The 25,094-nt window shown below is 68.8% G+C and carries 21 protein-coding genes and 2 tRNA genes; 9 read left to right on the top strand and 14 right to left on the bottom strand.

Annotated elements, in window-relative coordinates; translation table 11 throughout:
* Positions 1-202: hypothetical protein (locus ACIBI5_RS41450; protein WP_397255287.1), on the top strand; the 202-nt coding region annotated here is incomplete at its 5' end.
* A gap of 224 nt (positions 203-426) precedes the next feature.
* On the opposite strand, the gene ACIBI5_RS41445 is transcribed toward ACIBI5_RS41450, so the two are convergent.
* The 6 genes from ACIBI5_RS41445 to ACIBI5_RS41420 form a co-directional block, all read right to left on the bottom strand.
* On the bottom strand, positions 427-2,991 hold the full coding sequence (locus tag ACIBI5_RS41445) for a valine--tRNA ligase (RefSeq protein WP_397255285.1): 2,565 nt from the start codon (positions 2,989-2,991) through the stop codon (positions 427-429).
* A gap of 92 nt (positions 2,992-3,083) precedes the next feature.
* Positions 3,084-4,364, bottom strand: a complete 1,281-nt coding sequence (gene clpX / locus ACIBI5_RS41440; RefSeq protein ID WP_184976099.1) for an ATP-dependent Clp protease ATP-binding subunit ClpX — start codon at positions 4,362-4,364, stop codon at positions 3,084-3,086.
* Between the two features lie 183 nt (positions 4,365-4,547).
* The gene (locus ACIBI5_RS41435; protein ID WP_184976096.1) at positions 4,548-5,171 is read right to left on the bottom strand and encodes an ATP-dependent Clp protease proteolytic subunit; all 624 of its coding nucleotides are present in this window, start codon (positions 5,169-5,171) and stop codon (positions 4,548-4,550) included.
* A gap of 11 nt (positions 5,172-5,182) precedes the next feature.
* A complete protein-coding gene (locus ACIBI5_RS41430; RefSeq protein WP_184976093.1) occupies positions 5,183-5,815 on the bottom strand; it encodes a ClpP family protease in 633 nt (210 codons plus the stop codon).
* Between the two features lie 391 nt (positions 5,816-6,206).
* Entirely contained in the window at positions 6,207-7,589 is a 1,383-nt protein-coding gene (gene tig / locus ACIBI5_RS41425) for a trigger factor (protein WP_397255282.1), read from the bottom strand.
* Positions 7,590-7,756: 167 nt separating this feature from the next.
* Positions 7,757-8,623: a helix-turn-helix domain-containing protein gene (locus ACIBI5_RS41420; protein WP_379627737.1), complete on the bottom strand. Its 867-nt coding sequence runs from the start codon at positions 8,621-8,623 to the stop codon at positions 7,757-7,759.
* 228 nt (positions 8,624-8,851) lie between these two features.
* On the opposite strand from ACIBI5_RS41420, the gene ACIBI5_RS41415 reads away from it, so the two are divergent.
* A complete protein-coding gene (locus ACIBI5_RS41415; protein ID WP_397108005.1) occupies positions 8,852-9,319 on the top strand; it encodes an ATP-binding protein in 468 nt (155 codons plus the stop codon).
* Between the two features lie 70 nt (positions 9,320-9,389).
* Here ACIBI5_RS41415 and ACIBI5_RS41410 read toward each other — a convergent pair.
* Positions 9,390-9,463, bottom strand: a tRNA-Pro gene (locus tag ACIBI5_RS41410).
* Between the two features lie 88 nt (positions 9,464-9,551).
* On the opposite strand from ACIBI5_RS41410, the gene ACIBI5_RS41405 reads away from it, so the two are divergent.
* Positions 9,552-9,625 (top strand) — tRNA-Gly (locus tag ACIBI5_RS41405).
* A gap of 100 nt (positions 9,626-9,725) precedes the next feature.
* Positions 9,726-10,346: a uridine kinase gene (locus tag ACIBI5_RS41400; RefSeq protein WP_397255280.1), complete on the top strand. Its 621-nt coding sequence runs from the start codon at positions 9,726-9,728 to the stop codon at positions 10,344-10,346.
* Here the strand turns inward: ACIBI5_RS41400 and ACIBI5_RS41395 are convergent.
* On the bottom strand, positions 10,339-12,114 hold the full coding sequence (locus ACIBI5_RS41395; protein ID WP_397255278.1) for a trypsin-like peptidase domain-containing protein: 1,776 nt from the start codon (positions 12,112-12,114) through the stop codon (positions 10,339-10,341). The two genes, ACIBI5_RS41400 and ACIBI5_RS41395, sit on opposite strands and share 8 nt — an antisense overlap.
* A 57-nt stretch (positions 12,115-12,171) precedes the next feature.
* Here ACIBI5_RS41395 and ACIBI5_RS41390 point away from each other — a divergent pair, with 57 nt between their 5' ends.
* Positions 12,172-13,044, top strand: coding sequence for an LLM class flavin-dependent oxidoreductase (locus ACIBI5_RS41390; protein WP_397255276.1), 873 nt, complete (start codon positions 12,172-12,174; stop codon positions 13,042-13,044).
* A 38-nt stretch (positions 13,045-13,082) separates the two neighbouring features.
* On the opposite strand, the gene ACIBI5_RS41385 is transcribed toward ACIBI5_RS41390, so the two are convergent.
* Positions 13,083-13,628, bottom strand: a complete 546-nt coding sequence (locus ACIBI5_RS41385) for a carboxymuconolactone decarboxylase family protein (RefSeq protein WP_397255274.1) — start codon at positions 13,626-13,628, stop codon at positions 13,083-13,085.
* An 86-nt stretch (positions 13,629-13,714) separates the two neighbouring features.
* Between ACIBI5_RS41385 and ACIBI5_RS41380 the strand changes: the two genes are divergently transcribed.
* Positions 13,715-14,506, top strand: coding sequence for a helix-turn-helix domain-containing protein (locus tag ACIBI5_RS41380; RefSeq protein WP_397255272.1), 792 nt, complete (start codon positions 13,715-13,717; stop codon positions 14,504-14,506).
* A 14-nt stretch (positions 14,507-14,520) separates the two neighbouring features.
* Here the strand turns inward: ACIBI5_RS41380 and ACIBI5_RS41375 are convergent, their stop codons facing one another.
* From ACIBI5_RS41375 to ACIBI5_RS41360, 4 genes are all read right to left on the bottom strand, one after another.
* Positions 14,521-15,084, bottom strand: a complete 564-nt coding sequence (locus ACIBI5_RS41375; RefSeq protein ID WP_397255270.1) for a hypothetical protein — start codon at positions 15,082-15,084, stop codon at positions 14,521-14,523.
* Positions 15,085-15,156: 72 nt separating this feature from the next.
* Positions 15,157-17,475 (bottom strand): hypothetical protein, encoded by a 2,319-nt coding sequence (locus ACIBI5_RS41370; RefSeq protein ID WP_397255268.1) that lies wholly within the window; start codon positions 17,473-17,475, stop codon positions 15,157-15,159.
* A 50-nt stretch (positions 17,476-17,525) separates the two neighbouring features.
* Positions 17,526-20,660, bottom strand: coding sequence for a hypothetical protein (locus tag ACIBI5_RS41365; protein ID WP_397255266.1), 3,135 nt, complete (start codon positions 20,658-20,660; stop codon positions 17,526-17,528).
* Positions 20,661-20,742: 82 nt separating this feature from the next.
* Positions 20,743-21,351, bottom strand: coding sequence for a TetR/AcrR family transcriptional regulator (locus ACIBI5_RS41360; protein ID WP_397255264.1), 609 nt, complete (start codon positions 21,349-21,351; stop codon positions 20,743-20,745).
* A 95-nt stretch (positions 21,352-21,446) separates the two neighbouring features.
* Here ACIBI5_RS41360 and ACIBI5_RS41355 point away from each other — a divergent pair, with 95 nt between their 5' ends.
* Positions 21,447-22,673, top strand: coding sequence for an amidohydrolase family protein (locus ACIBI5_RS41355; protein ID WP_397255262.1), 1,227 nt, complete (start codon positions 21,447-21,449; stop codon positions 22,671-22,673).
* Positions 22,670-23,524: an alpha/beta hydrolase gene (locus tag ACIBI5_RS41350; protein WP_397255260.1), complete on the top strand. Its 855-nt coding sequence runs from the start codon at positions 22,670-22,672 to the stop codon at positions 23,522-23,524. The genes ACIBI5_RS41355 and ACIBI5_RS41350 overlap by 4 nt, the downstream gene beginning before the upstream one ends.
* A gap of 38 nt (positions 23,525-23,562) precedes the next feature.
* Here ACIBI5_RS41350 and ACIBI5_RS41345 read toward each other — a convergent pair whose 3' ends face one another.
* Positions 23,563-24,186: a TetR/AcrR family transcriptional regulator gene (locus ACIBI5_RS41345; RefSeq protein ID WP_397255258.1), complete on the bottom strand. Its 624-nt coding sequence runs from the start codon at positions 24,184-24,186 to the stop codon at positions 23,563-23,565.
* Positions 24,187-24,238: 52 nt separating this feature from the next.
* Here ACIBI5_RS41345 and ACIBI5_RS41340 point away from each other — a divergent pair, with 52 nt between their 5' ends.
* Positions 24,239-25,093 carry an alpha/beta fold hydrolase gene (locus ACIBI5_RS41340; RefSeq protein ID WP_397255256.1) on the top strand — a complete coding sequence of 285 codons (855 nt, stop codon included), beginning with the start codon at positions 24,239-24,241 and terminating at the stop codon, positions 25,091-25,093.
* The last annotated feature ends 1 nt before the right edge of the window (position 25,094 follow it).

Genomic DNA, 25,094 nt, shown 5'->3' with positions numbered 1-25,094 from the left:
AGCAAAAACTCATCATATTCCAGACGAGGTGTTGCATGAAATACTTCATGCACTGGCTTTTAACACACTGTTGAGTTCTCAAGAAACGGACGCGTACTCCCCGGTACTGCGAGAGGCGCACATTTCGTCTGTCTCTATTTTACCAGATCCAGATGACCCTGTCAAACTGGCCATCTGGGTGGATTTGAGGCAACCCCGCTAACTTACTCCAACATCCGGCCCTTGTCCAATCAAGCGGACACAGCCGAAAATCCGGATCAGTCGTTGGGATGGTTCAGAGCCTAGCAGCGTTCCGATGAGCTCCGAACCCGGAGGCTCATCGGGGCGTGCTCGCCCTGCGTTGAAAACTGTAGCAGCACAACGCAGGTACAACGTCCAACTTCCCGGTAACGAATGAGTCTTCCCTCCATGCGTTACCGCCAAACATCACCCAGCCGGCAGGGCCGCGAGCTGTGCCTCCAGGCGCGCGATGTCCTCGCCGGACTGCGTCGCACGTGCCCTGACCTTGGCCACCACGTCCTCGGGAGCCTTGGCCATGAACTGCTCGTTGCCCAGCTTGGCCGACACCTGGGCGGCCTCCTTGCGCGCCACGGCCAGATCCTTCTCCAGGCGCTTGCGCTCGGCGACCACGTCGATGGCGCCGGCGGTGTCGATCTCGACGCTCACCCCGGTCACCGCGAACCGCGCGGTGGCGGAGAACCCGTCACCGGGCTCCTCCAGCCGCAGCAGCGACCGGATCGCGCCTTCCTGCGCCGCGAGAGCCGTACCGGAGAGACCGAGACGTGCGGCGACCCGCTGGCCCGGCTTGAGTCCCTGGTCGGAGCGGAAGCGGCGCACCTCGGTCACCAGCTCCTGGAGCGCGGTGATCTCGGCTTCCGCCGCCGGATCGCGATAGCGCGGGTCCGCGACCGGCCACCGCGCCACCATCACCGACGTGCCGCCGGTAACCGCCTGCCACAACTCCTCGGTGACGAACGGGACCAGCGGGTGCAGCAGCCGCAGCAACGCGTCGAACACATGGCCCAGGACCAGGCGGGTTCCCGTGCGGCCCTCGGCGATCTGGATCTTCGCCAGCTCCAGGTACCAGTCGCAGACCTCGTCCCACGCGAAGTGGTACAGCAGGTCGGAGACCTTGGCGAACTCGAACTCCTCGAACGCGGCATCGGCCGCCTCGATCGTGTGCTGAAGCCGGGACAGGATCCACCGGTCGGCCGCGGTCAGGTCGGCCGGGAGCTCCCCGACCGTGGCGCCGTTCATCAGCGCGAACCGCGTGGCGTTCCAGATCTTGTTGCAGAAGTTGCGCGAGCCGGCCGCCCACTCCTCGCTGACCGCCACGTCGGCGCCGGGGTTGGCGCCGCGCAACAGCGTGAAGCGGGTCGCGTCGGCGCCGAAGCGGTCGATCCAGTCGAGCGGATCCACCACGTTCCCGAAGGACTTGGACATCTTCTTGCCGTACTGGTCGCGCACCATGCCGTGCAGGGCGACCACCTGGAACGGCGGCTGCCCGTCCATGGCGTAGAGGCCGAACATCATCATCCTGGCGACCCAGAAGAACAGGATGTCGTACCCCGTCACCAGCACCGATGTCGGGTAGAAGCGGGCCAGGTCCGCGGTCTTCTCCGGCCAGCCCAGCGTCGAGAACGGCCAGAGCGCCGAGGAGAACCAGGTGTCCAGCACATCAGGATCCTGGACATACCCGGCCGGCGGCTGCTCGTCCGGACCCACGCAGACGACTTCGCCGGCCGGGCCGTACCAGACCGGAATGCGGTGACCCCACCACAGCTGACGGGAGATGCACCAGTCGTGCATGTCGTCGACCCAGTCGAAGTAGCGCTTGGCCAGCTCCGGCGGATGAATGCGGGTACGCCCGTCGCGCACCGCGTCACCGGCCTCCTTGGCCAGCGGCCCCACGTTGACGAACCACTGCAGCGACAGCCGCGGCTCGACCACGGTCTTGCACCGCGAGCAGTGTCCGACCGAGTGCACGTAGGGGCGCTTGTCGGCGACGATGCGGCCTTCCGCGCGCAGGGCGGCCACCACGGCGGGCCGCGCCTCGAACCGGTCGAGCCCCTGGAACGGACCGTGGGCGGTGATGACGCCGTGCTCGTCCATGACGGTCAGCGACGGCAGCGAGTGGCGGCGGCCGATCTCGAAGTCGTTGGGGTCGTGGGCGGGGGTGACCTTGACCGCGCCGGTGCCGAAGGCCGGATCGACGTGCTCGTCGGCGACGATCGGGATGCGCCGCCCGGTCAGCGGCAGCTCCACGTACGTGCCGACCAGGTGGGTGTAGCGCTCGTCGGCGGGATTGACCGCGACGGCGGTGTCGCCGAGCATCGTCTCGGCTCGCGTCGTGGCGACGACGACCTCGTCGGAATAGCGGATGGAGACGAGCTCGCCGTCGTCCTCGCTGTGCTCGACCTCGATGTCGGACAGCGCGGTGTGACAGCGCACGCACCAGTTGATGATGCGCTCGGCGCGGTAGATCAGCCCGTCGTCGAAGAGCCGCTTGAAGATCGTCTGGACGGCGCGCGACAGGCCCTCGTCCATCGTGAACCGCTCGCGGGACCAGTCGACGCTGTCGCCGAGCCGCCGCATCTGGCCGAGGATCGCACCGCCGGACTCCTCCTTCCACTGCCAGACCTTCTCCACGAAGGCCTGGCGGCCGAGGTCGTGCCGGGACAGACCCTCCGCGCCGAGCTTGCGCTCGACGACGTTCTGGGTGGCGATGCCCGCGTGGTCCATGCCGGGCACCCACAGCGCTTCCTTGCCGCGCATCCGCGCGCGGCGCGTCAGCGCGTCCTGGATGGAGTGGTCGAGCGCGTGGCCGATGTGCAGCACGCCGGTCACGTTCGGCGGGGGCAGGACGATGGAGTACGGCTCGCGGGAGCTGCCCGGATCGGCGCGGAAGTAGCCTTCGGATTCCCAGCGTGAGTAGCTCCGGGTCTCGACGTCGGCCGGGGTGTACTGGGTAGGCAGCTCTGGCGTTGTCACGCGGCCAAGTTTAGTGCCGCCGTTGACGGGATCGTCTCCACATGGAGAAGCGCCCCACCGACCGGCGGGGCGCTTCGTCGTGCTTGAAAGAGCTAGGCCGACTTCTCGCGCGGCGGACGCTGCTGCTTGGCGAGCTGGTCACGCGGGACCAGCGTCGGGATCGCGTGCTCCAGCACGGACTCGCGGGTGATGACCACCCGGGCGACGTCCTGGCGGGAGGGCACTTCGTACATGACCGACAGCAGGACCTCTTCGAGGATCGCGCGCAGGCCTCGGGCACCGGTGCCGCGCAGGATCGCCTGGTCGGCGATGGCCTCCAGCGCGTCGTCGGTGAACTCCAGCTCGACGCCGTCGATCTCGAACAGCTTGCGGTACTGCTTCACCAGCGCGTTGCGCGGCTCGGTGAGGATCTGGATGAGCGCCTCGCGGTCGAGGTTGTGCACGCTGGTGATGACCGGCAGGCGGCCGACGAACTCGGGGATCATGCCGAACTTCAGCAGGTCCTCGGGCATCACGTCGCCGAAGATGTCGACGGTGTCGACCTCTTCCTTCGAGCGGATGATGGCGTTGAAGCCGATGCCCTTCTTGCCGATGCGCGACTCGATGATCTTCTCGAGGCCGGCGAAGGCGCCACCGCAGATGAACAGCACGTTGGTGGTGTCGATCTGGATGAACTCCTGGTGCGGGTGCTTGCGGCCGCCCTGCGGAGGAACCGAGGCTGTGGTCCCCTCCAGTATCTTCAGCAGCGCCTGCTGCACGCCCTCACCGGAGACGTCGCGGGTGATCGACGGATTTTCGCTCTTGCGGGCGATCTTGTCGACCTCGTCGATGTAGATGATGCCGGTCTCGGCCTTCTTGACGTCGTAGTCAGCGGCCTGGATCAGCTTGAGCAGGATGTTCTCGACGTCCTCGCCGACATAACCCGCCTCGGTCAGCGCGGTGGCGTCGGCGATGGCGAACGGCACGTTGAGCATCTTGGCCAACGTCTGCGCCAGCAGGGTCTTGCCGGAGCCCGTGGGCCCGAGCAGCAGGATGTTGGACTTCGAGAGCTCTATGCCCTCGTCTCTGCCGCGGTCGCCGGACTGCACCCGCTTGTAGTGGTTGTAGACCGCCACCGAGAGGGCCTTCTTCGCCTGGTCCTGACCGATGACGTAGGCGTCGAGGAACTCGTAGATCTCCCTCGGCTTCGGCAGATTGTCCCACTTGAGTTCGGAGGACTCGGAGAGCTCCTCCTCGATGATCTCGTTGCAGAGATCGATGCACTCATCGCAGATGTATACGCCGGGACCGGCGATGAGCTTCTTGACTTGCTTCTGGCTCTTCCCGCAGAAAGAGCACTTCAGCAGGTCTCCCCCGTCGCCGATGCGTGCCACCCCAGATACTCCTTTGCGTGGGACCGCCCTGCTCCCAAGAGCAGTGTTTCCGGACTTCCTCCGGACTTGGCCGAACCGCTCAGGTTTCGACGTTACCGTCTTCTGGGCCCTCAGTGAGCCCCCTAGCGGCGAGTCGCACCGGAACGTGCCCTATTGGGCAGCGCTCCGGTGCCTCACATCACATCAGGAAGCTACGGCCTGTGCCCGCTTCTTCCTGGTCGGGATGATGTCATCGATCAGACCATACGCCTTTGCCTCTTCCGCGTTGAGAATTTTGTCGCGTTCAATGTCGCGGCGGACCTCGGCGGGCTCCTTGCCGGAGTGCTTCGCCACCATCTCCTCGAGGAGAGTGCGCATGCGAAGGATCTCGCGGGCCTGGACCTCGATGTCGCTGGCCTGGCCGCCGCCCTCGGTGGAGGGCTGGTGGATCAGGATGCGCGCGTTGGGCAGCGCCAGGCGCTTGCCCGGCGTGCCGCCCGCGAGCAACACCGCGGCGGCCGAGGCGGCCTGACCGAGGCAGATGGTCGAGATCTCCGGCCGGACGTACTGCATCGTGTCGTAAATCGCCGTCATCGCGGTGAAGGAGCCACCCGGCGAGTTGATGTAGATGCTGATGTCCCGGTCGGGGTCAAGCGACTCCAGCGTCAGCAACTGGGCCATGACGTCATTGGCCGACGCGTCGTCGATCTGCACGCCGAGGAAGATGATCCTGTCCTCGAAGAGCTTGTTGTACGGGTTCATCTCCTTCACGCCGTAAGAGGTGCGCTCGACGAAGGAGGGGAGAACGTAGCGGCTCTGGATGTTCACTTCAGCTCCCCCTAGGAGACGGCGCCCGCGGAGGGCACCTGCCGTGCGTTGCGCACGACCTGGTCGATGAAGCCGTAGTCCTTGGCCTCCTCGGCCGTGAACCACCGGTCTCGGTCGGAGTCGGACTCGATCTGCTCCAGCGTCTGGCCGGTGTGCGCGGCGATCCGCTCGGCCAGCGTCTTCTTCACATAGAGCATCTGCTCCGCCTGGATGGCGATGTCGGCGGCGGTGCCGCCGATGCCACCGGAAGGCTGGTGCATCATGATGCGCGCGTGCGGCAGCGCGTAGCGCTTGCCCCTGGCGCCGGCCGACAGCAGGAACTGGCCCATGGAAGCGGCCAGGCCCATCGCCACCGTCGCGACGTCGTTCGGCACATACTCCATCATGTCGTATATCGCCATACCGGCGGTCACCGAGCCGCCAGGCGAGTTGATGTAGAGCCAGATGTCGCGGTCCGGGTCGTCGGCCGCGAGCAACAGGAGCTCCGCACAAATGCGGTTGGCGATCTCGTCGTTGACCTCCTGCCCAAGCACAATGATGCGCTCACGCAGCAGGCGCTGGTAAAGCTGGTCCTCAAGCCGGAAGGACGAGCCGTTCTCACGGCCTCGCGACTCGGGCTGATTGAAGGTCGGCGGGCTGGTCACAGCTTCACCTTCCGATGCGTCGTAACGATTGGCTTTGCTTGTGACCTTAACGCGCCCCGGCTAGCGGTCATGCCCCGTCTCCCCACCTGTTCGCTGTCGGCGCAGGTGGTTGGATGCCCATACTTTACGGCGCAGCCGGCTCAGCGCCGCCCACTTCAGCTAAGTTGCTCCCGATCTGCGGGCGCTTCTCACGTCAGACGTGGTTCCCGCCGTTACGACGCACTCTTGACCGGTCTCCGTGCCCCACCCTGAGCCCGCCCGAAGGGCGCCGAGCCCACCGTCCACCCTCCCGCCGCCCGGCGCCCTCCTGCGTCCCTCCGGGCCGCCCCGCGGGCCCGGAACGGCGAAAGCCCCCAACCATGACGGCTGGGGGCTTTCGTGAGCCTTGGGATCAGGCGTCGGCCTTCTCCTCGACCGGCGCGTCGGCCGGCTCCTCGACGACCTCTTCACCGTTGATCTCGGTGTAGATGGCCTTGAGGTCGATCTCGGCGCCCTCGGAGTCGACGATCTTGGCGGCGTCACCCACGACGGCCTTGGCCTTGTCGCGGACGATCTCGACCATGGCCAGCGTCAGCTGGTCGTTGTCGGCGAGGTGCTGGGCCAGCTGGTTGGGCTGGACGCCCATCTGCATGGCGCGGCGGACGACGAAGTTGGTCAGCTCCTGCTCGGAGACGCCCAGCTCCTCCGCCTTGACGATCTTGTCGAGGACGAAGCCGGTCTTGATGGCCTTCGCGGAGTTGGAGTCGAACTCGGCGAAGCGCTCCTCCTCCGTCGTCTGGTACAGACGGAAGAAGGCGTCGCGGCTGAGGCCGGACTCGGCGATCTGGTGGTCGAGGTTGTGCTTGCGGGAGTCGACCTCGGCCTTGAGCGCGCTGTCGGGGATCGGGATGTCGATCTTCTCCAGCAGGGCGTCGAGGGCGTTCTCGCGCGCCTGGACGACCTGGTCGACCAGCTTGTTGCGGCGGGCGGTCTCGCGGATGCTGTCCTTGAGCTCCTCCAGCGTGTCGAACTCGCTGGCGAGCTGCGCGAACTCGTCGTCGAGCTCGGGCAGCACCTTCTCCTTGACCGACTTGACGGTGATGATCACGTCAGCCTGCTCGCCGGCGTTGTCGCCGCCGACCAGCTCGGTGCCGAAGGTCTTCTCCTCGCCCGCGGACATGCCCACGAGCGCCTCGTCGAGGCCCTGGAGCACGGAGCCGGCGCCGACCTCGTAGGAGACCTCGTTGGCCTGCTGCTCCTCGATGTTGTTGCCGTCGATCTCGGCGCGCAGGTCCATGACGACGAAGTCGCCGTCGGCGGCCGCGCGCTCGACGCCGGTCAGCGTCGCGAAGCGCTGGCGCAGGCCGTCGAGCTGCCCGTCGATGTCCTCGTCGGAGACCGTGGCCGCGTCGACGGTGACCTCGGTGCCCGCGTAGTCGGGGACGTCGAAGTTGGGGCGGATGTCGACCTCGGCGGTGAACTCGATCTGCTCGCCGTCCTCGATCTTCGTGACCTCGATGTCGGGCTGGCTGACCGGGAAGACGTCGACCTCGTCGACAGCCTGGCCGTAGAGCTTGGGCACCGCGTCGTTGAGGGTCTCCTCCAGCACCACCGCGCGGCCGAAGCGCTGCTCGATGATGCGGGCCGGCACCTTGCCAGGACGGAAGCCGGGCACGCGGACCTGCTGCGCGACCTTCTTGTATGCCGCATCCAGGCTCGGGCGCAGCTCTTCGAACGGCACCTCGACAGTGAGCTTCACCCTGGTCGGGCTGAGCTCCTCGACAGCGGTCTTCACGGGGTGGTCTCCTTGATCAAGCTTCGAGTGATGCGCGGGCGCGTCCATTCGGTACGGCTCACGCGCCGCGCCCACATGAGCGGCGCCGGGCATGCTCCGCTACGGCGGGATCCAACGCCGTTGGCCAGTCTAGGGCAGATGCGTACCCAACAACGACGCGACGGCGCTCAGAACTCGTCGGCGATCGTACGCAGCAGCTCCACCGTCTCGTCCGGGGTGGTGCTGACGGCGCACAGGCGCTCCATGACCTCGGTGTAGCGGTCGACGTCCTCTCGCTTGTCGAGGTAGAGGGCGCTGGCGAGTTGTTCCACGTAGACCACGTCGGGCAGCTCGCGGTCGGGGAAGCGCAGGATGCTGAACGCGCCGCCCTCGGCGCTGTGCCCGCCGAAGTCGAAGGGCATCACCTGGACGGTGATGTTGGGCTGGCGCATCTGCTCGATGAGGTGCTCCAGCTGGGCCCGCATGACCTCGGCGCCGCCGATGGGACGGCGCAGCGCCGCCTCGTCGATCACCGCCCAGAAGACCGGGCCGTCGGGGCGGTCGAGGACGCGCTGCCGTTCGAGCCGCACGTCGACGCGGCGGGAGATCTCCTCGGCGCTGATGCCGGCCGAACCGGCGGTGACCACCGCCTTGGCGTATTCCTTCGTCTGCAGCAGCCCCGGGACGAACTGCACCTCGTACGTCCTGATGCGCTCGGCGGCCTCCTCCAGCCCGACGTACGCCTGGAACCACGAGGGCAGGATGTCGTTGAAGCGGTGCCACCAGCCGGGCTCGTTGGCCGTGCTCACGAGGTCGAGGACGGCGGCACGGGCCTGGTTGTCGCTGACGCCGTACAGGGTCAGCAGGTCGGCCACGTCGCGCTCCTTGAAGCCGACGCGGCCGAGCTCCATCCGGCTGATCTTGGATTCCGAGCCCCTGATCAGGTGGCCGGCCTCCTCGCGCGTGACGCCTTTGCCCTCCCTCAGCCTGCGGAGCTGGGAGCCGAGGAGGATGCGCAGCGCCGTAGGTCCGGAACCCGGCTGGTTCTGCGTCACACTGCCTCCAATACGTCCGGACACACAGTGACATCCCTCCGCCGGGTATGACAAGGTCTCAACCCGGTGTCCGGTTCGGCATATCCGGCCGAAGCGCCCATGCGGTTGCACATTGCACATGCACGTGCATTTGGGTCTTGCAGCTACGCGCGTCGTGACCCATGATGGCCTAGTGCATATTGGGCCAAACATGCACTAACCGATGGGCAAGCGGGAGGTAGCGGCGGGATGGTGGAGGACCCCCTGGCCACTGCCGACTGCCTGCAGATCACACGCGAGGTCGGCTTCGACAGCCTGCTCAGCCGGGCCCATCCGTACACCACCTCGTGTCCGCTCCCCTTTCAGGCCGATTCGGTCAAGACCGCGCGTGACGTCACCCGCGACACCCTGCACAACTGGGGACTGGCCGAACTGAGCGACGACGCCGCGCTGGTGGTCTCCGAACTCGTCACCAACGCCGTCCGCTACACCCGCGGCCACACCGGGCTCACCCTGCTGCTGATGCGTGTCGCCCCCCACGTACTGCTGGCGGTGGCCGACCCGAGCGACGAGGTGCCCACCCGCAAGGAGCCCGACTTCATCTCGGAGAACGGCCGCGGCCTCTACATCGTCGAGACCTACAGCCAGTGCTGGGGCTGGGACCCGCTGGCCAGGGGCGGCAAGGCCGTCTGGGCCCTGTTTCGCACCGAACCCTGATCCCTGGTTCACATCCTGACGAAGGCCGCTCCCGTTTCCGGTGAGCGGCCTTCGTGCTGTTTCCCGCAAGTCGGGGCGACAGGATTTGAACCTGCGACTTCTTGCTCCCAAAGCAAGCGCGCTACCAAGCTGCGCCACGCCCCGCCGCGCCCGGTGCGCAAGCTCCCCGAGACTCCGGTACGCTTACGCCCTGACGCCGGATGAAGTCTAGACCAGACTTGGACCGGCTCGCGCGGACGTAGCTCAATGGTAGAGCCCTAGTCTTCCAAACTAGCTACGCGGGTTCGATTCCCGTCGTCCGCTCCACCTGCGAAAGGCCGGGCCCAGCCCGGCCTTTTCGCCGTTCCGGACCTCGGGCGGGATCGAGGGCTCGGGAGCCGGCGGGCGCGGCCACTAGGGTCGTGGCATGGGGGTGCGACCGATTTCGCCGGAATCGCTGGTCGAGGAGCTGGTTCAGCGCATCGGGGAGTTGCCCCGGGACGCGCCCGCGCGGGTGATCGTGGACGGGGCGCCCGCCGCCCGGCCGGACGGCTACGCCGACGCGCTGGCGGAGCCGCTTCGTGTGCTGGGGCGGCCGGTGGTCAGGGTGTCGGCCTGGGACTTTCTGCGGCCCGCCTCGCTCCGGCTCGAATACGGCAGGACCGACCCCGACGCCTTCTACGACGACTGGCTGGATGTGAAGGCCATCGCCAGGGAGGTCTTCAACGGCTCCGGCCAGGTGCTCCCCCGGCTCTGGGACAGCGTCGCCGACCGGGCGTTTCGCGTGCCATACCAGAACGTGGGCCCGGGCGGGGTGGTGGTGCTGGACGGGACGCTGCTGCTCGGCCGGGGGCTGGCGGCCGAGCTGAGCGTGCATCTGTGGATGTCGGCGGCGGCGCTGGAACGGCGCACCGCCGTGGAGGAGCGGTGGCGGCTGCCCGCCTATGAGCGGTACGAGCGGGAGGTCGCTCCGGTGCGGGCGGCGGACGTCGCGGTCAAGGTGGACGACCTGCGGCATCCTGCCTTGCTCGAAGAGGGCCCTACGTGAGGTGACGTAGCAGGGCTCTGGCCACGTGCGGGTGGGACAGGTACTCGGCCACGTCGTGCGAGCGTTGGAGCGGGTTGTCGACGGCGCGTTCGTCCACCTGCCCCTTCCAGTCGTCCTCCAGCGGGCAGCCGATGCTCACCGGGTCCGACTGGGACCAGACGTTGAGCCACTGGCCGACCCGGTCGGGGCGGTGCGGGCCGCCCGACAGCAGGCGTCCCTGGACGGCGTCCAGGCCCAGCGGGCTGCCCAGGGTCACCAGGAGCGGGACCTCCAGCGCGGCGGGCAGGCGGGTGAGCAGGTCCATGGCGACGACGGTGCCGAGGCTGTGGGCGACGAGGACCACCTGGCCGGAGGACGGCAGGGTGCGTTCGACGCTGGCCAGTACGGCCTGCCGTACCGAGGAGTCGTCGAGATAGGCGGCCACGTCGCGGAAGACGGCGGCGATCAGGAGGTGGTCGAGGTTCGTGGCGGAGGCCAGCCAGGACAGGGCGCCCTGGACGCCGGTCAGCAGGCCCTCGCGGCGGCCGTCGGCGGGGCGGCCGGCGAGCGCGGCGGCCTCGCCGATGAGCTGCTCGTAGACGACGCGGGTGGTCGGGGCGGCGGGGGTCAAGGATTCCCTCGGCTCGGTGAGGGTGTCGCCGTAGAAGGGGAACCACACGTCTGCGGGTTCCACGGTCGGCAGGCCGGCGAGGGTGAGGCCCTTGTTGAGTCCGGCGATCCACTCGCGGCGCATGGTCTGGGGGTCTCGGCCCGTCTGGCCCCGGCCGTGGAGGAAGACGAGGTGGCGGGTGCCACCGAAGGCGGAGGGGCGGGCCGGCGCGCCGGCCTGCCGTACCGGCGCTATCGACTCCGCGGCGGGCGGGGCGGCGCCCAGCTCGGACAGCAGGCCGGCGGGCAGGCCGGACAGGATGGAGCTGACGCGGATGCCCTCGTTGGCGATCCAGGCGCCGTCCTCGCCGGGGACGCCGGAGTGGTGGAGGGCGACGACCTCCCACTGGTCGTTGAAGACCGGGGAGCCGGAGCTGCCCGGTTCGGTGTCGGCGCTGTAGTGGAGGAAGTGGTCGAGCTGCATGGTCAGCTCGTTGCGGCGGATGGTGATCTCCTTGAGCCGGCCGTTGGGGTGGCCGACGAGGTTGACCGGCTCGCCGGTGACGATCTTGCCCTGGCGGGCCATCAGGCGGTTCCAGCCGTACAGGTCGCCGGCGCTCCTGCCGTCGGCGGCGGGGACGACGCGGACGAGCGTGTAGTCGAGGTCCTCGTCGGTGACGAACGCCGCCGACGGGTCGAGGCGGAAGCGGGTCCAGGCGGGCGGGTCGTTGTCGATGCTCATCTCGGCGCCGAACTCGACCTCGGCCTCGCCCGCGCTGTCCTGGTCGGGCAGCACGTGGTTGTTGGTGAGCAGCAGCGAGGGGGCGACCAGGAAACCCGTCCCGACGGGGATGGCACGGCCGTTGGAGCCCTGGGTGATGCGGCCCACGGAGGTGATGGCCCGCGCTCCCCTGGCCAGGAAGTTGGCGGGCTGGAAGTCGGCGGAGACGCCGACGATGCGTTCGAGCAGGCGGTCGGGGCTCTGCTCCGAGAGGCGTTCCACGGTGGCGACGGAGACGGTTCCGCGCTGGACGAGCCGCTCTGCCCTGGCGGTCACCTGGTCGGCGTCGTCCACGATGCGTTGCCCGGTCTGCTCCCGGCGGCGCTGGATGCGCGCGCGGTCATCCCGCTTGCTCGCGTATCGCGCCGCCGCTGCCCGGGTCTGTGACATGGCGTCCATGAGGCCACGGTGAGCCCGCCCCCGGCCGGGCGCATGAGTAGTCCCATACTCAGAGTCATGACGGACTTCGGGTATTTCCTGGTGCCGAACAGCGCCGATCCCCTCATTGAGTACGCGCAGCTCGCCGACCGGCTCGGCCTCGACCTGATCGGCGTGCAGGACCATCCCTACCAGCGCCGGTACGTGGACACCTGGACCCTGCTCAGCGTCATCGCGGCCAAGACGGAGCGGATCACGGTCTTCCCCGACGTGGCGAACCTGCCGTTGCGCCACCCCGCCGTGCTGGCCAAGGCGGCGGCGAGCCTCGACCTGCTGAGCGGCGGCCGGGTGGAGCTCGGGCTTGGGGCCGGGTCCTTCTGGGACGCGATCGAGGCGTACGGCGGGCAGCGCCGTACACCCAAGCAGGCGCTCGGCGCGCTGGAGGAGGCGATCACGGTGATCAGGGCCGTCTGGAGCGGCGAGCGCAGCCAGCGCTTCGAAGGCGAGCACTACCACCTGCGCGGCGCCCAGACGGGACCTGTGCCCGCGCACGACATCGGCATCTGGGTGGGTTCGGGCGGGCCGAAGGCGCTCGCGCTGACGGGGCGGCTGGCCGACGGGTGGGTGCCGTCGTCGGGGTGGGCGACGCCGGACCGACTGCCCGAGATGAGCGCCCGCGTCGACGAGGCGGCGCGGGCGGCGGGGCGCGAACCCTCCGGCATCCGGCGTGTCTACAACGCGGGCGGGACCATTACCGGCGGCGCGGCGGAGGGGTTTCTCAAGGGGCCGGTCTCGCAGTGGGTGGACGAGCTGACGGATCTGGCGGTCGGTCACGGCATCGACGCGTTCGTCTTCTGGCCGGAGGGCGATCAGCGGGAGCAGCTCACGCGCTTCGCCGAGCAGGTGGTGCCCGCGGTTCGTGAGCAGGTGGCCCTGGAACGACAGGGCTGACGGGAGGGTCGTCAGCGGCACGGAGGTGCTCCCAGAACCTACTTCCAGGCCTGCGGGAGCAGGGGCTTGTCCAGCTCGACCCGTCCGGCGAGGTTGTCGACCAGGCCGACCAGCGTGGCGAACGCGCACTCGGTGACCACCTGCAGCAGGTCGGCCGGTCCGAGCCCGGCGGCCGTGGCCCGCCGTACGACCGCTTCCTGTACGGCGCCGCGGTCGATCACCAAGGCCCTGGCGAAGGCGTAGACGGCGGCGTGGACCTCCTCGCGCGGTTCGGCGCCGCGCCGCATCGCCTCGATGTCGTCCTGACCGACGCCCAAGTGGCTCAGCACGGTCGAGTGGAAGGCGACGCCGTAGGCGTTGCCCACGGCGACGCCTACCGCGACCCCGGCGACCTCCCGGCGTACCGGGTCGAAGGAGCCGTCGCCGACGGCGCGGCGCAGCCCGTCGAAGCCCGCCAGGAGAGTGGGGCTTGCCGCGATCGTGGCGGCGAGGTTGGGGACGAAGCCGAGGTCGGCCTCGATGCCGTCGAGGATCGGCCGGGACTCGGCCGGAGCGGTCTCGGGAGTGAGGATCGGAAGGTTCATGGGTGAACCTTCCTCCGGGCGGGAGTCCGGTCGCCATTCCCTCGCGGGGAAGGGCCGCGCGCGCCCGCCGGCCGTAGGGTCGGCCCATGGAGTCGTCCTTCGGCACCCTGGTGCGCTACTGGCGTCGGGTACGCGCGATGAGCCAGCTCGATCTCGCCTCGGCCGCGATGACGACCCCGCGGCACATGAGTTTCCTGGAGACCGGCCGCTCGAATCCGAGCCGGGAGATGGTGCTCAGGCTGGCGGGCGCGCTGGACGTCCCGCTGCGCGACCGCAACGGGATGCTCCTGGCGGCCGGGTTCGCTCCGCTCTTCGCGCACAGTGGGCTCGACGACACGGCGCTGCGGCAGGTCGCGGCCGCCGTCGGCCAGATGCTCGACCGGCACGACCCGCTGCCCGCCGTCGTGCTGGATCGCGGCTGGAACCTGGTGCGCGCCAACCAGGGTGCGGCGCGCCTGTTCGGGACGCTCTTCGCGCCCGCGCCGATCCCCGAGGACGCCAACGTGCTGCGGCTGATCATCGAACCCGGCCCGATCCGCGACGCCGTCGCCAACTGGGACCAGGTCGTGCCCGCCCTGCTCGAACGCGCGCGGCGCGAGGCGGTGGGCGGGGTGCTCGACCTGGCTACCGCCGAGCTGGTGCGGGAGCTGCGGTCGCGTACCGAGGTCGAGGCGCTCATCGCGGCGCCGCGGGCGATGCCGGCTCCCATTCCGGTCGTCGACGTGCACTTCCGGCTCGGCGGCGGAGTCGTGCGGTTCTTTTCGGTCGTCTCCACCGTCGGCACCCCGGTCGACGTCACGGCGCAGGAACTCCGCATCGAGGCGTTCTTCCCCTCGGACGACGAGAGCGCCGAACGCTGGAGCGCCGACGGCCGGTGATTCGCAGGGCATCCCTATGGGTGGCGGTACGCCTGTCTCAGGGTGTCGTCGATGTCGGTGAGGACCTCAGGGAAGGGAAATTCGCCCATATCGGGGAGGCCCAGGTCGCGGCGCGCGGAGTTGAGGAAATCGCGCTCCGCGGTGAACAGGCTCTCATCCAGATCGCTCGGCACCTTGCCCGGACCGTGGACGACGCGGGCGACGGCCACACGGCGCGCGATGCCGGCGAGGAGATGCGCCTTGTTCACCGTCTCCTGGTCTCGCGCCACCAGCTGGACCGCGGTGAAGGCCGCCTCCATCTTCGTCTGATGTTCAGCGCCCCCTGGGCCCAGAGCGGGGATGAGACGCTTCCCGTCCGGGTGCGTCCACACCTCCACCGCGGTGTCCGGCCCGGACACGTACGACCGATACTCCCTGACCGCGGCCACGAACTCCCCATACCTCGCGCGGCGCGCGTCCTGCCAGCGTCGTCGTTCCTCGCGCTTCCAGGCCCGATCCTGCGCCCTGGACGACAGCAGGCCGCCCAACCCCACTCCGGCGAGGGCCATCAGGCCGCTCAGCCAGACCGTAATGTCCATGGACGCCTCCGGATCGAGCGCGGTTGACGATCACGCTAAGCGCCTCCGGCTCGTGAGGCCAGCCCGTGCCTTTCACGGGTGGCGGTAGCCGGCGAGTTCGGCTTCGAGGCGGATGTAGTGCTCCTCCAGTTCCTGTCGCTTGCGCCTCTCCCGAGGGGCGGCCGGGCGCGTGGCGGATCGGGTGAGCCCGGCCAGCTCCGGAAGGTCGGCAAATTTCGGGATCTGGCGGTTGTTCTGATGGAACAGGGCGATGGCCTGGCGTTCCCAGCCGATGCCGGCCGGGGGGTAGCGGATGAAGTGGTGCAGGATCCGGGTCCAGTCCAGGCCGTGGGCCGGGGCGCCGACCTGCTGGAGCATGATGATCAGCACGGCGGACGACGCGACACTCGCCAGGACGCGCGTGTCGTCGAAGAACGGGATCGAGGTCAGGGTGTCCTTGGACATGAGGGAGTGTGAGCCGACGATCTCGTTGAAGGCGCCGTTGTCCGAGCGCTGGTCGAACACCCTGCGCTCGTCCTGGTCGAGCCGCTGGGCGGCCGCTTCTCCGGCGTCGAGCGCTTCCTGCAGCTCGATGGCGAACTGCAGGAGAAACCCTCCGGCGCCGGGCGCGCCCGGCAGCTTCTTCTGGGTTTCCGCGTCGATCTTGAAGGCGGTCGTGAGCGCGTCCCGGCCGCGGCTGTTCAGGAAGCCGCAGTCGGTCAGGTAGCGGATCGCGCGTTCGTAGTTGTTCTCGACGCGCTCGTCGTCGGTGGTGCGGGGTTCGAGTGCGGCTTCGTGGCGTTCGAGCTGCAGGTCGAGTTCGGTCTTCGCGTCCTTGGCACGTGGCGGGGGGTCGCTGCCGGGCTCCGGCGGCCAGGAGCGCGGGGCGATGCCGGCGGCCAGGCGCATGCGCTCGCTCTCGTCCAGGAGAGTGAGGAACAGCGGCACCCATTCGCGCAGCACGTCCACGATGACGAGCTCGGCCCGCGCTCGCTGCGGGCCGGATCCGGCCACGGCGGCCAGCACCTCGGTGATGCCGACGCCGCGTTCGGCCGCCTTCTGTTCGAGGAGCGCGCGGCCGGTGCCGTCACGCGCTTCGAACAGTTTTCGCGCCACGCACAGCACGTAGCCGGGCAGTCCCCCGCCTCGCGGGAGGGATCCGGCGGCGGGGCGGGTCAGCCTGTCCGTGGCGAGGCGCAGCTTGTGCTCAAGGTTCTCCAGGGCGTGCATCAGGGTGTGGGAGGTGTCCTGCTGGGAGGGAAAGGCGGGGTAGGCGTGCCGGAGCGAGGGCGCGGACATGGTCTGCCTGCTGAGCCGTCCGGCGCTCTCGGTCTTGGTGCCGCGCTCGTACGCGGGGAAGCGGAGCCGCCGGTAGAGCTTGCGGCGCAGCCGTCGCTGGTCGGCGGCGAACTCGGGGTCGGTGGCGGACAGCTGTGTCACGAACCTGCGCAGGAAGTCCTCGTCGGACTCTGCGGCGCCTTGGGGCGGGGTGTGGGCGCGCAGCCGGAGGAGTTCGACGACGTTGGAGTGGAAGAACCAGTCCTCGATCCCGTGCAGCAGTTTGCCCATGCGGACGAGCAGTTCCTGGCGGCCCGAGGTGTCGGCGGGCTTCAGGGCGCGCCAGGCCTGCTCGACGTCTTCCAGGCCCTCCGCCAGGTACTGAACGTAGTGCGTGTCGACGGCGTTCATGACGCCGATGTCGGGGTCCTTCAGGGTTCTCTGGCGGCGGCTCGGGCCGTACAGGGAGGGGTACTGGGGGCGTTTGCCGGCATCCCACACGTAGGGCGGCTGGTCGGTGTGCTCGTGCGGGTAGTACTGGGTGAAGGAGGTGCCGAAGACCTCCGTCACCCGTTCTGCGGGGATCGGCGTGATGCTTCCCCAGCCGCCCTTCACCCGTTCCCGGACGTCCTGGGCGAACAGCAGGTGCGTCACGCCCTCGATGAAGTGGCGGAAGAACATGCCGACCTTGCCGTAGTGCTTTTCCTCCCGCGCCTTGGGGTCGCCCGGCGTTCGTTCGAGCGGGGTGCCCAGCATCTCGTCGATCCAGTCGTCCGCGCCGCCCAGCGCGGCCAGCACGTCGGTCGGCAACGACGCCAGGATGGCCAGGACTCCGGCTGCGGCGGCTCCGCCGTACGAGGTGAGGTCGGCGGCGGTTCCGGAGGTGAGGTCCTTCAGCTTCTGGGTCGCGCCGAGGACCGCGAGGCTGCTGAGGGCGCCGAGGCCGCGCAGGAGCTGGACCTTCGTCGAGTCGGCCGCCTTCGGGATGATCTTCTCGCGCCAGACGCGTTGCTTGGCGAAGAGGTAGCTCACCGGGTCGCGGAACTGGGAGACGTCGGTCAGGTAGTTGCCGAGCTCCAGGTAGGTCAGGTCGGCCGCGGTGAGCCGGGAGCGTTCCAGGAGTCCTGGTGGCAATGCGTCCCGGGTGAAGAGGAATATGTCTCGATGTCGCGAAATGTCGCCCATCAGGCCTCGACCCACTCGCCGTTGGCGTCGAGCTTCCACCGGGGCAGCTTGTCGTCGGCGCGCAGCTTGACCAGGTTGGTGGGTACGAGCACCTTCCATGGCTCGCCCTGGGGCACCTCGGTTCCCGGCCGGCCCAGCCGCTCGGCGAGCTCGTCGGCGATCGGCAGGTAGAGCGGGCTGGAGATGGAGGGCAGCGGCCCGCCGTTCCAGATCTCGCCGAAGGTCAGGAAGTGGTCGATCGCGCCCTCGAAGCCGGGTCTGGCCGGTACGGTGACCCGGCAGTATCCGGACTGGAGGAACTCGGTGAAGGCCGGGTCGGGATCGTCGTAGCCGAGCCGCTCGTCCCACTGGTCCTTGCTGCCCCAGAAGTACGGATAGCTCACCCAGGACATGTGCTCCCACTCGAAGGCCTGCTCGAAGAAGCGGACATAGGCGCCCTCCACCGCGGCCTCGGCCACATCGATCTGCGGCAGGCCGTTCACGGGTGAGTCCACGACCGCGTCGAACAGGTCGAAGTGCTGGTCGGTGAGGATGCTGACGCAGTTCTTCTGCAGCTCCTTGCGGATCGTGAGCTGGTTGGCCGCGGGGTTGCGGCCGCGGATCGCCACGCCCGCCTGGATCTTGAGCGCCGCGAGCTTCTCCTCGTAGTCGGCGACCTTGGCCTGGTGCGCGGTCTGCAGCTTGGCGTGCGTCTCCAGCCGCCACTTCTCCATCGCCCGGTCGGTGCGCTGGCACTTGACCTCCACCGCCACCGCCACCTGCGAGCAGTGGAAGGAGTCGATCGCCAGCGGGATCGAGTCGCGCTCGTCGTCGAGCGAGGTCGTCCACAGCCACGTGCCGCCGCTCAGCCGCTGGGTGCGCCGCCCCAGCGCGACGTCCACGCTGTGGTCGGCCTCCCAGATGTTCCGTACGGTGGCCACGCTGCCGAACACGGCGCGGTAGCCGTCATCGATGGCGATCTGCGCGGAATGGTGGTAGTTGGTTTTGCTGTCGCCGCCTCCCGCCTTGAAGTCGGCGGACTTGGTCCGGTAGAGCTCGGGCGGCGGTGCGACGTCGGTGGCCCCGCACACCCGGACCCAGAAGCCGTAGTTGCTCTCGTTGAGCTGCGCGGGCAGGAGCGTGAAGTCGGACGGCTTGGTCAGCGTCACCGAGCTGGTGTGTGCCTGGTCGAGCACCTTGATCAGGAAGGCAGCGGGCTCCGGGATCATGAAGTCGAACATCGCGCGCACGCCGTAGTTGAAGATCTGTGCCCGGTAGACCTTGTTGACCCACTGGTAGACGCCTGAGATGTGCCCGGCGCCCTTCAGGTTGTCGAGCTCGTGGGTGTTCTTCTCGATGGTCTCGGTCGTCGTCCTGACCGTGGTGCGTTGCAGCACCCGTTCGGCGATCTTGCGCGAGCTGCGCTCGGTGACGTCCTGGGAGAAGGTGGTGGCGGCCTTGGTGGCCTCCTCCTTGCTACGGGTGGCCGACCCTTCGGCGCTGGCCGAGAACTCCACGGTCGGGCCATAGCTGCCGGAGATGCTCAGGCCGGCCTTGAGCGCGAGGTCCTCCTTGATGGTCTGGCTGGTCTCTCTCGTCATCTCGAAGCGGTCGGTCGTCTCCAGCTCGTGTTCCTCGCTGGTGACGGTCTCGCGTTCGGTGAAGGTGATCACCTCGCTCTCCTCGCGCCTGGTGTGCTCGCGTACCTTGCGCTCCCCGCGCAGGACGTTCTCGACGTGGGCGACGTCGGCCGCCTCGTACCCGGTCAGCTGCTGCTTGACCAGGAGCAGGTCGGCGACGCCCGCGGGGGCCACATCGCCCTTGGTCGCCGGGACGCTGCCGTCCATCGGCGTCGGCGCCGGGAAGGTCACCACGCCACCGGTGCCGACCTCGCCCCATCCCTTGGTCAGCGGCGTCTCGATCGAGATCAGCGCGTCGCCGAAGCGGACGAAGGATTTACGCACCGGGTGGCCGGCCACCGCTTCGAGCCGGGCAACCGTACCGGCCAGGTCGGTTTCGAGCCGGTGGGTCAGCCGGTCGAGCGGCATGGCGGCCAGGTCGAGGCCGCGATCCGACAGGGCGGCGCGGGTGGGCTCGGACAGCCGCTCCGCGGCGGAGGGCCTCAGGACGAACCCGATCTCGGACAGGTCGGGAGCCGTGAAGGCCGCACGCCCGGGCAGGACGACGCCCTGCGCGCTGACCAGGGTCTGAGCGAGCGTGGCGAACGGCAGATCGATGCCGGTGCCCGGGGCGGCCTCCCCGATGACCGGGTCCTCCCTGAGCTGGCGCCGGCGCAGGTCTCCGGTGTAGGCGGCCGCCAGGGTCGCGGCGTTGGAGAGGCGTACGGCGTCCGGCGGCGGCGCCGCGGCGTCCGGGACGCGATCGGATACACGGAAGCTGGCCGATTCCAGCGCGGACAGCTCAGACATCGCGGTACGCAGGGTCTGGTGGACGCCCAGCAGTTCCTCGATCTCGGCGGCGCGCTGATTCAGCTGAGCCTCTCGCTGTTCGCGCATCTGCTGCTCGGTGTCGCGGGTGGACAGTCGCGAGGTCAGGCCGAGGTCGATGGGGAGGGCGAGGGAACGCCGCCGCTTACGCCGTAGCGCCTCGTCGTTCCCCGGTGGCGAAGGGTCGGGACCGCCTCGGTCGTCGGCGGCGTCCGGCTGGGAATCGCCCCCGGGAGCGGAGGCGCCGCCGACGAGCTCGGCTATCAGCTCGGCGGTGCGCAACTGCCGGGTCAGCCGCTCGATGGGCAGCGCGTGGAACCGCTGCAGCACCTTGATCGCGATCAGGCTGTCTCGCAGCCGCCTGACCGTGTCCTTGTACGGTGCTCCCGCCACGACCTCGCGTGGCTGCTGTCCGAACACGTTCCTGATCGCCGCGGTCACGATGTCGCGGGTCGCCCGCTTCTCGCGCTCCAGCGCGTCGATCCGGTCGGCGAGCCGGTCGAGCTGTGCTCCCAGCGGGGTCGCGCCGACTTCCCCCACGAAGGAGGGCGAGGCGACGAAGGCCTCGGACGCCTGCTCGATGCCCAGCCGTCCCGCCCCGGTCTCGACCGCGGCCCGCAGGGCCTGCTGGTAGTCCGACCGCTGCCCCAGCGAGATGCTCGACGGATCCTGCTCGATGGCAGGGCGCACCAGGATGAATCTGAACAAGTTCTCCATGATGGGGAGGAGGCGCCCGCGACCGCTCGTGATACAGGTACGCGACCAGCGGTGAAGCGGGCGTCGAGTGGGCTCATGTGGTGGCTGGCCGGCGGCTCCCTGCTCGTGGCTCGGATCGGCCCTCGCGCATGCGCAGGATCAGGGCGATGGCGTCTTCCGGCTGGGCCGTTGGAGTCAGGACTTGCTGCAGGAGCAGGCCGCGCATCGCGGCCGTGGTGACGGTGGCCGTGGTCAGCGCTTGCTTGGCGTCGAGGCCTTCGCGTTCCGCGAGCGAGGCCAGCATCCTGGTCAGGTCGTCGAGCGAGTCGATGAACTCGCCGAAGTCCTCTGGTCTGTACGCGGCCAGCCCTACGACGTGGAAGAAGCCACGCAGGCGCGACAGCTGTTCCGGGCGGGTGTAGGTCCGCCAGATGGCCTTGACGAGGTCGTCGAAGGTGCCCTGCCGGGCGGTCTCGAAGAGCGCCTCGTTGTCACGGGTTCGCTGCGCCTTGAGCATGGCGGCCAAGACGCCCGGCAGCGACCCGAAGTGGTAGCGCAGGAGGGCGTGGCTGGTCTCGGTCCGGGCGGCGATCTCACGCAGCGACACCTCCGGTGAGGGCAGGTCCTCGCCGAAGGCGTCGAGAAGCCGGGCCAGGAGACGTTCGCGTGCGTCGCCTTTGCGTTCCGTGCTTGACAGGATCACTCCCACAGTTTATCCATTGGAAAAGAACGGTTGGCGGTGCCATGTAGCCGCACACATGGTCGCAGCCGGCTCGCAACAGCGGAGGGAAACGATTCGTGGGACGGTTTCAGATAGCCGGCGCGACGGTCGCCGACGGGTCGGGTCGCGACCCCGTCGACGCCACCGTCACCGTCGAAGACGGGCGGATCACCCAGCTTGGCGCCCCCAGCGCACACGGCGAGCGCCTCGACGCCGGCGGACTGACGATGACGCCCGGCCTGATCGACGCCCACGTTCACCTGGGCCTGTCCAGCCCGATCCAGCCGCAGTTCTCGTTTCAGCTGAGTGCCGCCGAGATCGCGGCCGACATCTTCGCCACCGCCGGCGCGACGCTCGACGCCGGATTCACCACCGTCCGGGACACCGGCGGAATCGACGGCGGCGTCGTCACCACGATCGCGAAGGGCAAGGTCAGAGGACCGCGCGTCCTGTCATGCGGACCAGTGCAGTGCCAGACCGGCGGACACGGCTACTACGGAGCCGACTGGGAACCCACCGAACTGTGGAACAGCCACCACCTCCCGGGCCTGTGCGCCCTGTCCATGATGTCGGGCAACGCGGACGAGCTGCGAGGCAACGTGCGCGAGGCCTTCCGCCGCGGAGCCTCCTTCCTGAAGCTCTGCGTGACCGGCGGAGTGGTCGGCGCCCACGACCGGCTGAGCGACACCCAGTTCACCGTGGAAGAGATCGCCGTCGCCGTCCAGGAAGCCGCGGCACGCGGCACCTATGTGACCGTTCACGCCCACAACAACGACGGCATCCGCAACGCGGTCGAGGCCGGGGCGCGCTGCGTCGAGCACGGCACCGACCTCGACGAGTCCACGGCCACCCTGATGGCCACGCGCGGGGTCGCCCTGGTGCCCACGTTCGCCGTAGTCGAGCAGTTGCTGCGCGACCCCGCTGAAGCCGGCCTCGGCGAGTCGGCTCGCGACCGGGTGACGGGGGTCCGCGAGCGGATGACGCGGGCGCTCGCCGTCGCCAAGGAGGCCGGAGTGCGGGTCGGGCTGGGCTCCGATCTCATCGGCCCGGCGCAGGACCGCCGAGGCGAAGAACTCAGGTTGCGCGCGCAGCTCGAGACGCCGATGGACGCCCTCGTGGCCGCCACGAAGACCAACGCCGAGATCCTCGGCCTGTCCGGCCAGGTGGGGGTCATCGCCCCCGGCATGCAGGCAGACCTCGTGCTCTGGAACGGCAGGCCGTACGAAGACCCGAAGCTCTTCGCCGACCCCGCCAACGCCATCGTCGTCATCCAGGCCGGACGCGTCGTGAAGGACCTGCGATGAGCGCCATGTGGCAGGGCTGCCTCGCCGACACCGACTACTTCGAGATGCGTTCCGGCGGCGGGCACGACTACGGCCTCTGGGTCACCACGCCACCGCGATACGACCCCGCCACGACGCGGGCGCCTGTCGTATACGTGCTCGACGGCAACTGGGCCGTGGGCATGACGGCTCCCCTCATCGTCACCCAGATGGACCCTATGCAACGCATCCAGCCCTACATCCAGGTCAGCGTCGGCTACGCGGGCGAGCAGGCACAGCACTGGGCACGGCTGCGCAACCGAGACCTCGTGCCACCCGGAGAACCCATCGCCCAAGAGTTCGTCGACGCCGTGGAGAAGGGCTTCCGAGCGGGCGCGACGACACGTGAGGAAGCCGACGCCTACCTCGCCGAACTCCGTGACACCCGCGCCGACGCCTTCCTGAGCTTCCTCACCGCGGAACTGCACCCACGCATCGAACACGACTACGGCACAGCCACCAGCGGCCACGGCCTGTTCGGCTACTCCTACGGCGGCCTCTTCAGCCTCTACACCTGGCTCACCGGCAACACGCTCTTCGAAAGCATCGGAGCGGGCAGTCCCGGCATCGCCGGCACGGACAGCCAGATCTTCACCCAGCTCAACGAGATGGGCGACCGCCCGCGTGCCGCCCAACTCCACGTGACCTTCAACGACCAAGAACTCCTCGGAGATCTGGCCATCTACCAAAGCATCACCAAGAACACAGCCACCCTCCTCCACCGCCTCACCACACGCGACGTGGCCGTCACCAGCGCGATCCTGCACGAAACACACGTAACCGGCCTGCAGGCCTCGTTCCTCAGCTACCTCAGAACCTGCCGCTCCCTGTAAGCGCGAACGACTCGGCCGCATCGACGACCCCGGTCGTCTCAGGTCTTCTGGAACGCTTGGGTGAGCGCCTCGATGAGTGGGCGGATGATGGCCACCATGTCACGCCGAGCGGCGTCCGGTTCGGGGGCGGCACCGACGTAGAGCGCCGCTTCGTCCGCCACCGCCAGCAGAAGGTGCGCGAGGGGCCGGACCGGGAGCGGCAGAAGCACACCGTCGCGTACCCCTTGGGCGAGGACTTGCTCGATCAACCCCAGCACATTGGCCTGGCAGATGGCGCGCCAGCGCACCCAGCCCAGCACCGACGGCCCGTCGAGCAGTACGATCCGCTGCACGTCGGGCTGTTGGCAGGCTTCGAGCCAGCCTTCGGCGCTGCGCATCATCAACGAAACGAAGTCACCGGGAGCGTCCGCGTCGGCGAACATCTCGGCGGCGAGCCGCTTGGTGATCTCGCCCTCGACCTCCGTGAGTACCGCGGCGAACAGCTCGGTCTTGTCGCCGAACTGGTGATAGAGCGCGCCCCGGCTCACGCCCGCCTCGCTGACGATCGTCTCCGTGCCGACTCCGGCGAATCCATGCTCGGCGAACAGCCTCCTGCCGGCGGCGATCAGGGCGGTCCGCGTCGCGGCCGTGCGGTCTGCTTGCGTGCGGCGAGAAACTTGCATACAGTCTGTTCCTAAGTTTACATACAGGTTGTATCTATCTGAGGATAGTCCCATGACAACGATCGACCTGCCACAGGGCTCCGTCAGCTATCGCGTCGCGGGCCCGGCGAACTCGACCGCACCTCCGGTGGTCTTCGTCCACGCGTTCCTCGTCGACGGCTCGGTCTGGTCCGGCGTCGCCGACCACCTCGCCGAGCAAGGCATCCGTTCCTACGCGCCCGACTGGCCGCTCGGAGCCCATCGCACACCCCTGCGAGCCGACGCCGACCAGTCTCCGCGCGGCGTCGCCCGGCAGATCCTGGCCTTCCTCGAGGCCCTCGACCTGCGCGACGTCACGCTGGTGGGCAACGACACGGGCGGCGCGCTGAGTCAGTTCCTGCTCGACATCGACGCCGGCCGGATCGGCGGGCTCGTACTCACGAACTGCGACGCCTTCGACACCTTCCCGCCCTTCCCCTACAACATCGTCTTCCGTCTCCTCCGCGGCGAGCTCCGGATGCGCCTCAACATGCAGCCGATGCGGTTACGGGCCTTCCGCCACTCACCCCTCGGGCTCGGTCTGCTCGCCAACAAGCTGGATCCAGTCCAAACCAGGGCATGGATCGAGCCGAGCCTGCGGAGCGAGAAGATCCGCCGGGACGCGGTGCGATTCCTGCGAGCCGTCGATCCGAAGGACCTGCTCGACGTCTCCACCCGCCTGAAGGACTTCACGGGACCGGTGCGGATCGTCTGGGGCGCCGCCGACCGTGCCTTCAAGCCCGCACTCGGCCGGCGTCTGCAACGCGCGTTTCGCGACGCCTCACTCGTCGAGATCCCTGGCGTACGGACCTTCGTGCACCTCGACGCCCCAGAGGTGCTCGCCGAGCACATCCTCGCCCTGTCATCGGCCCGATCGGCACAGGACTGAT

This window comes from Nonomuraea sp. NPDC050540 (assembly GCF_044457485.1).
Lineage (GTDB): Bacteria > Actinomycetota > Actinomycetes > Streptosporangiales > Streptosporangiaceae > Nonomuraea.
The sequence above is the reverse complement of the archived record's forward strand: the minus strand, read 5'-3'. Positions and strand labels throughout refer to the sequence as shown.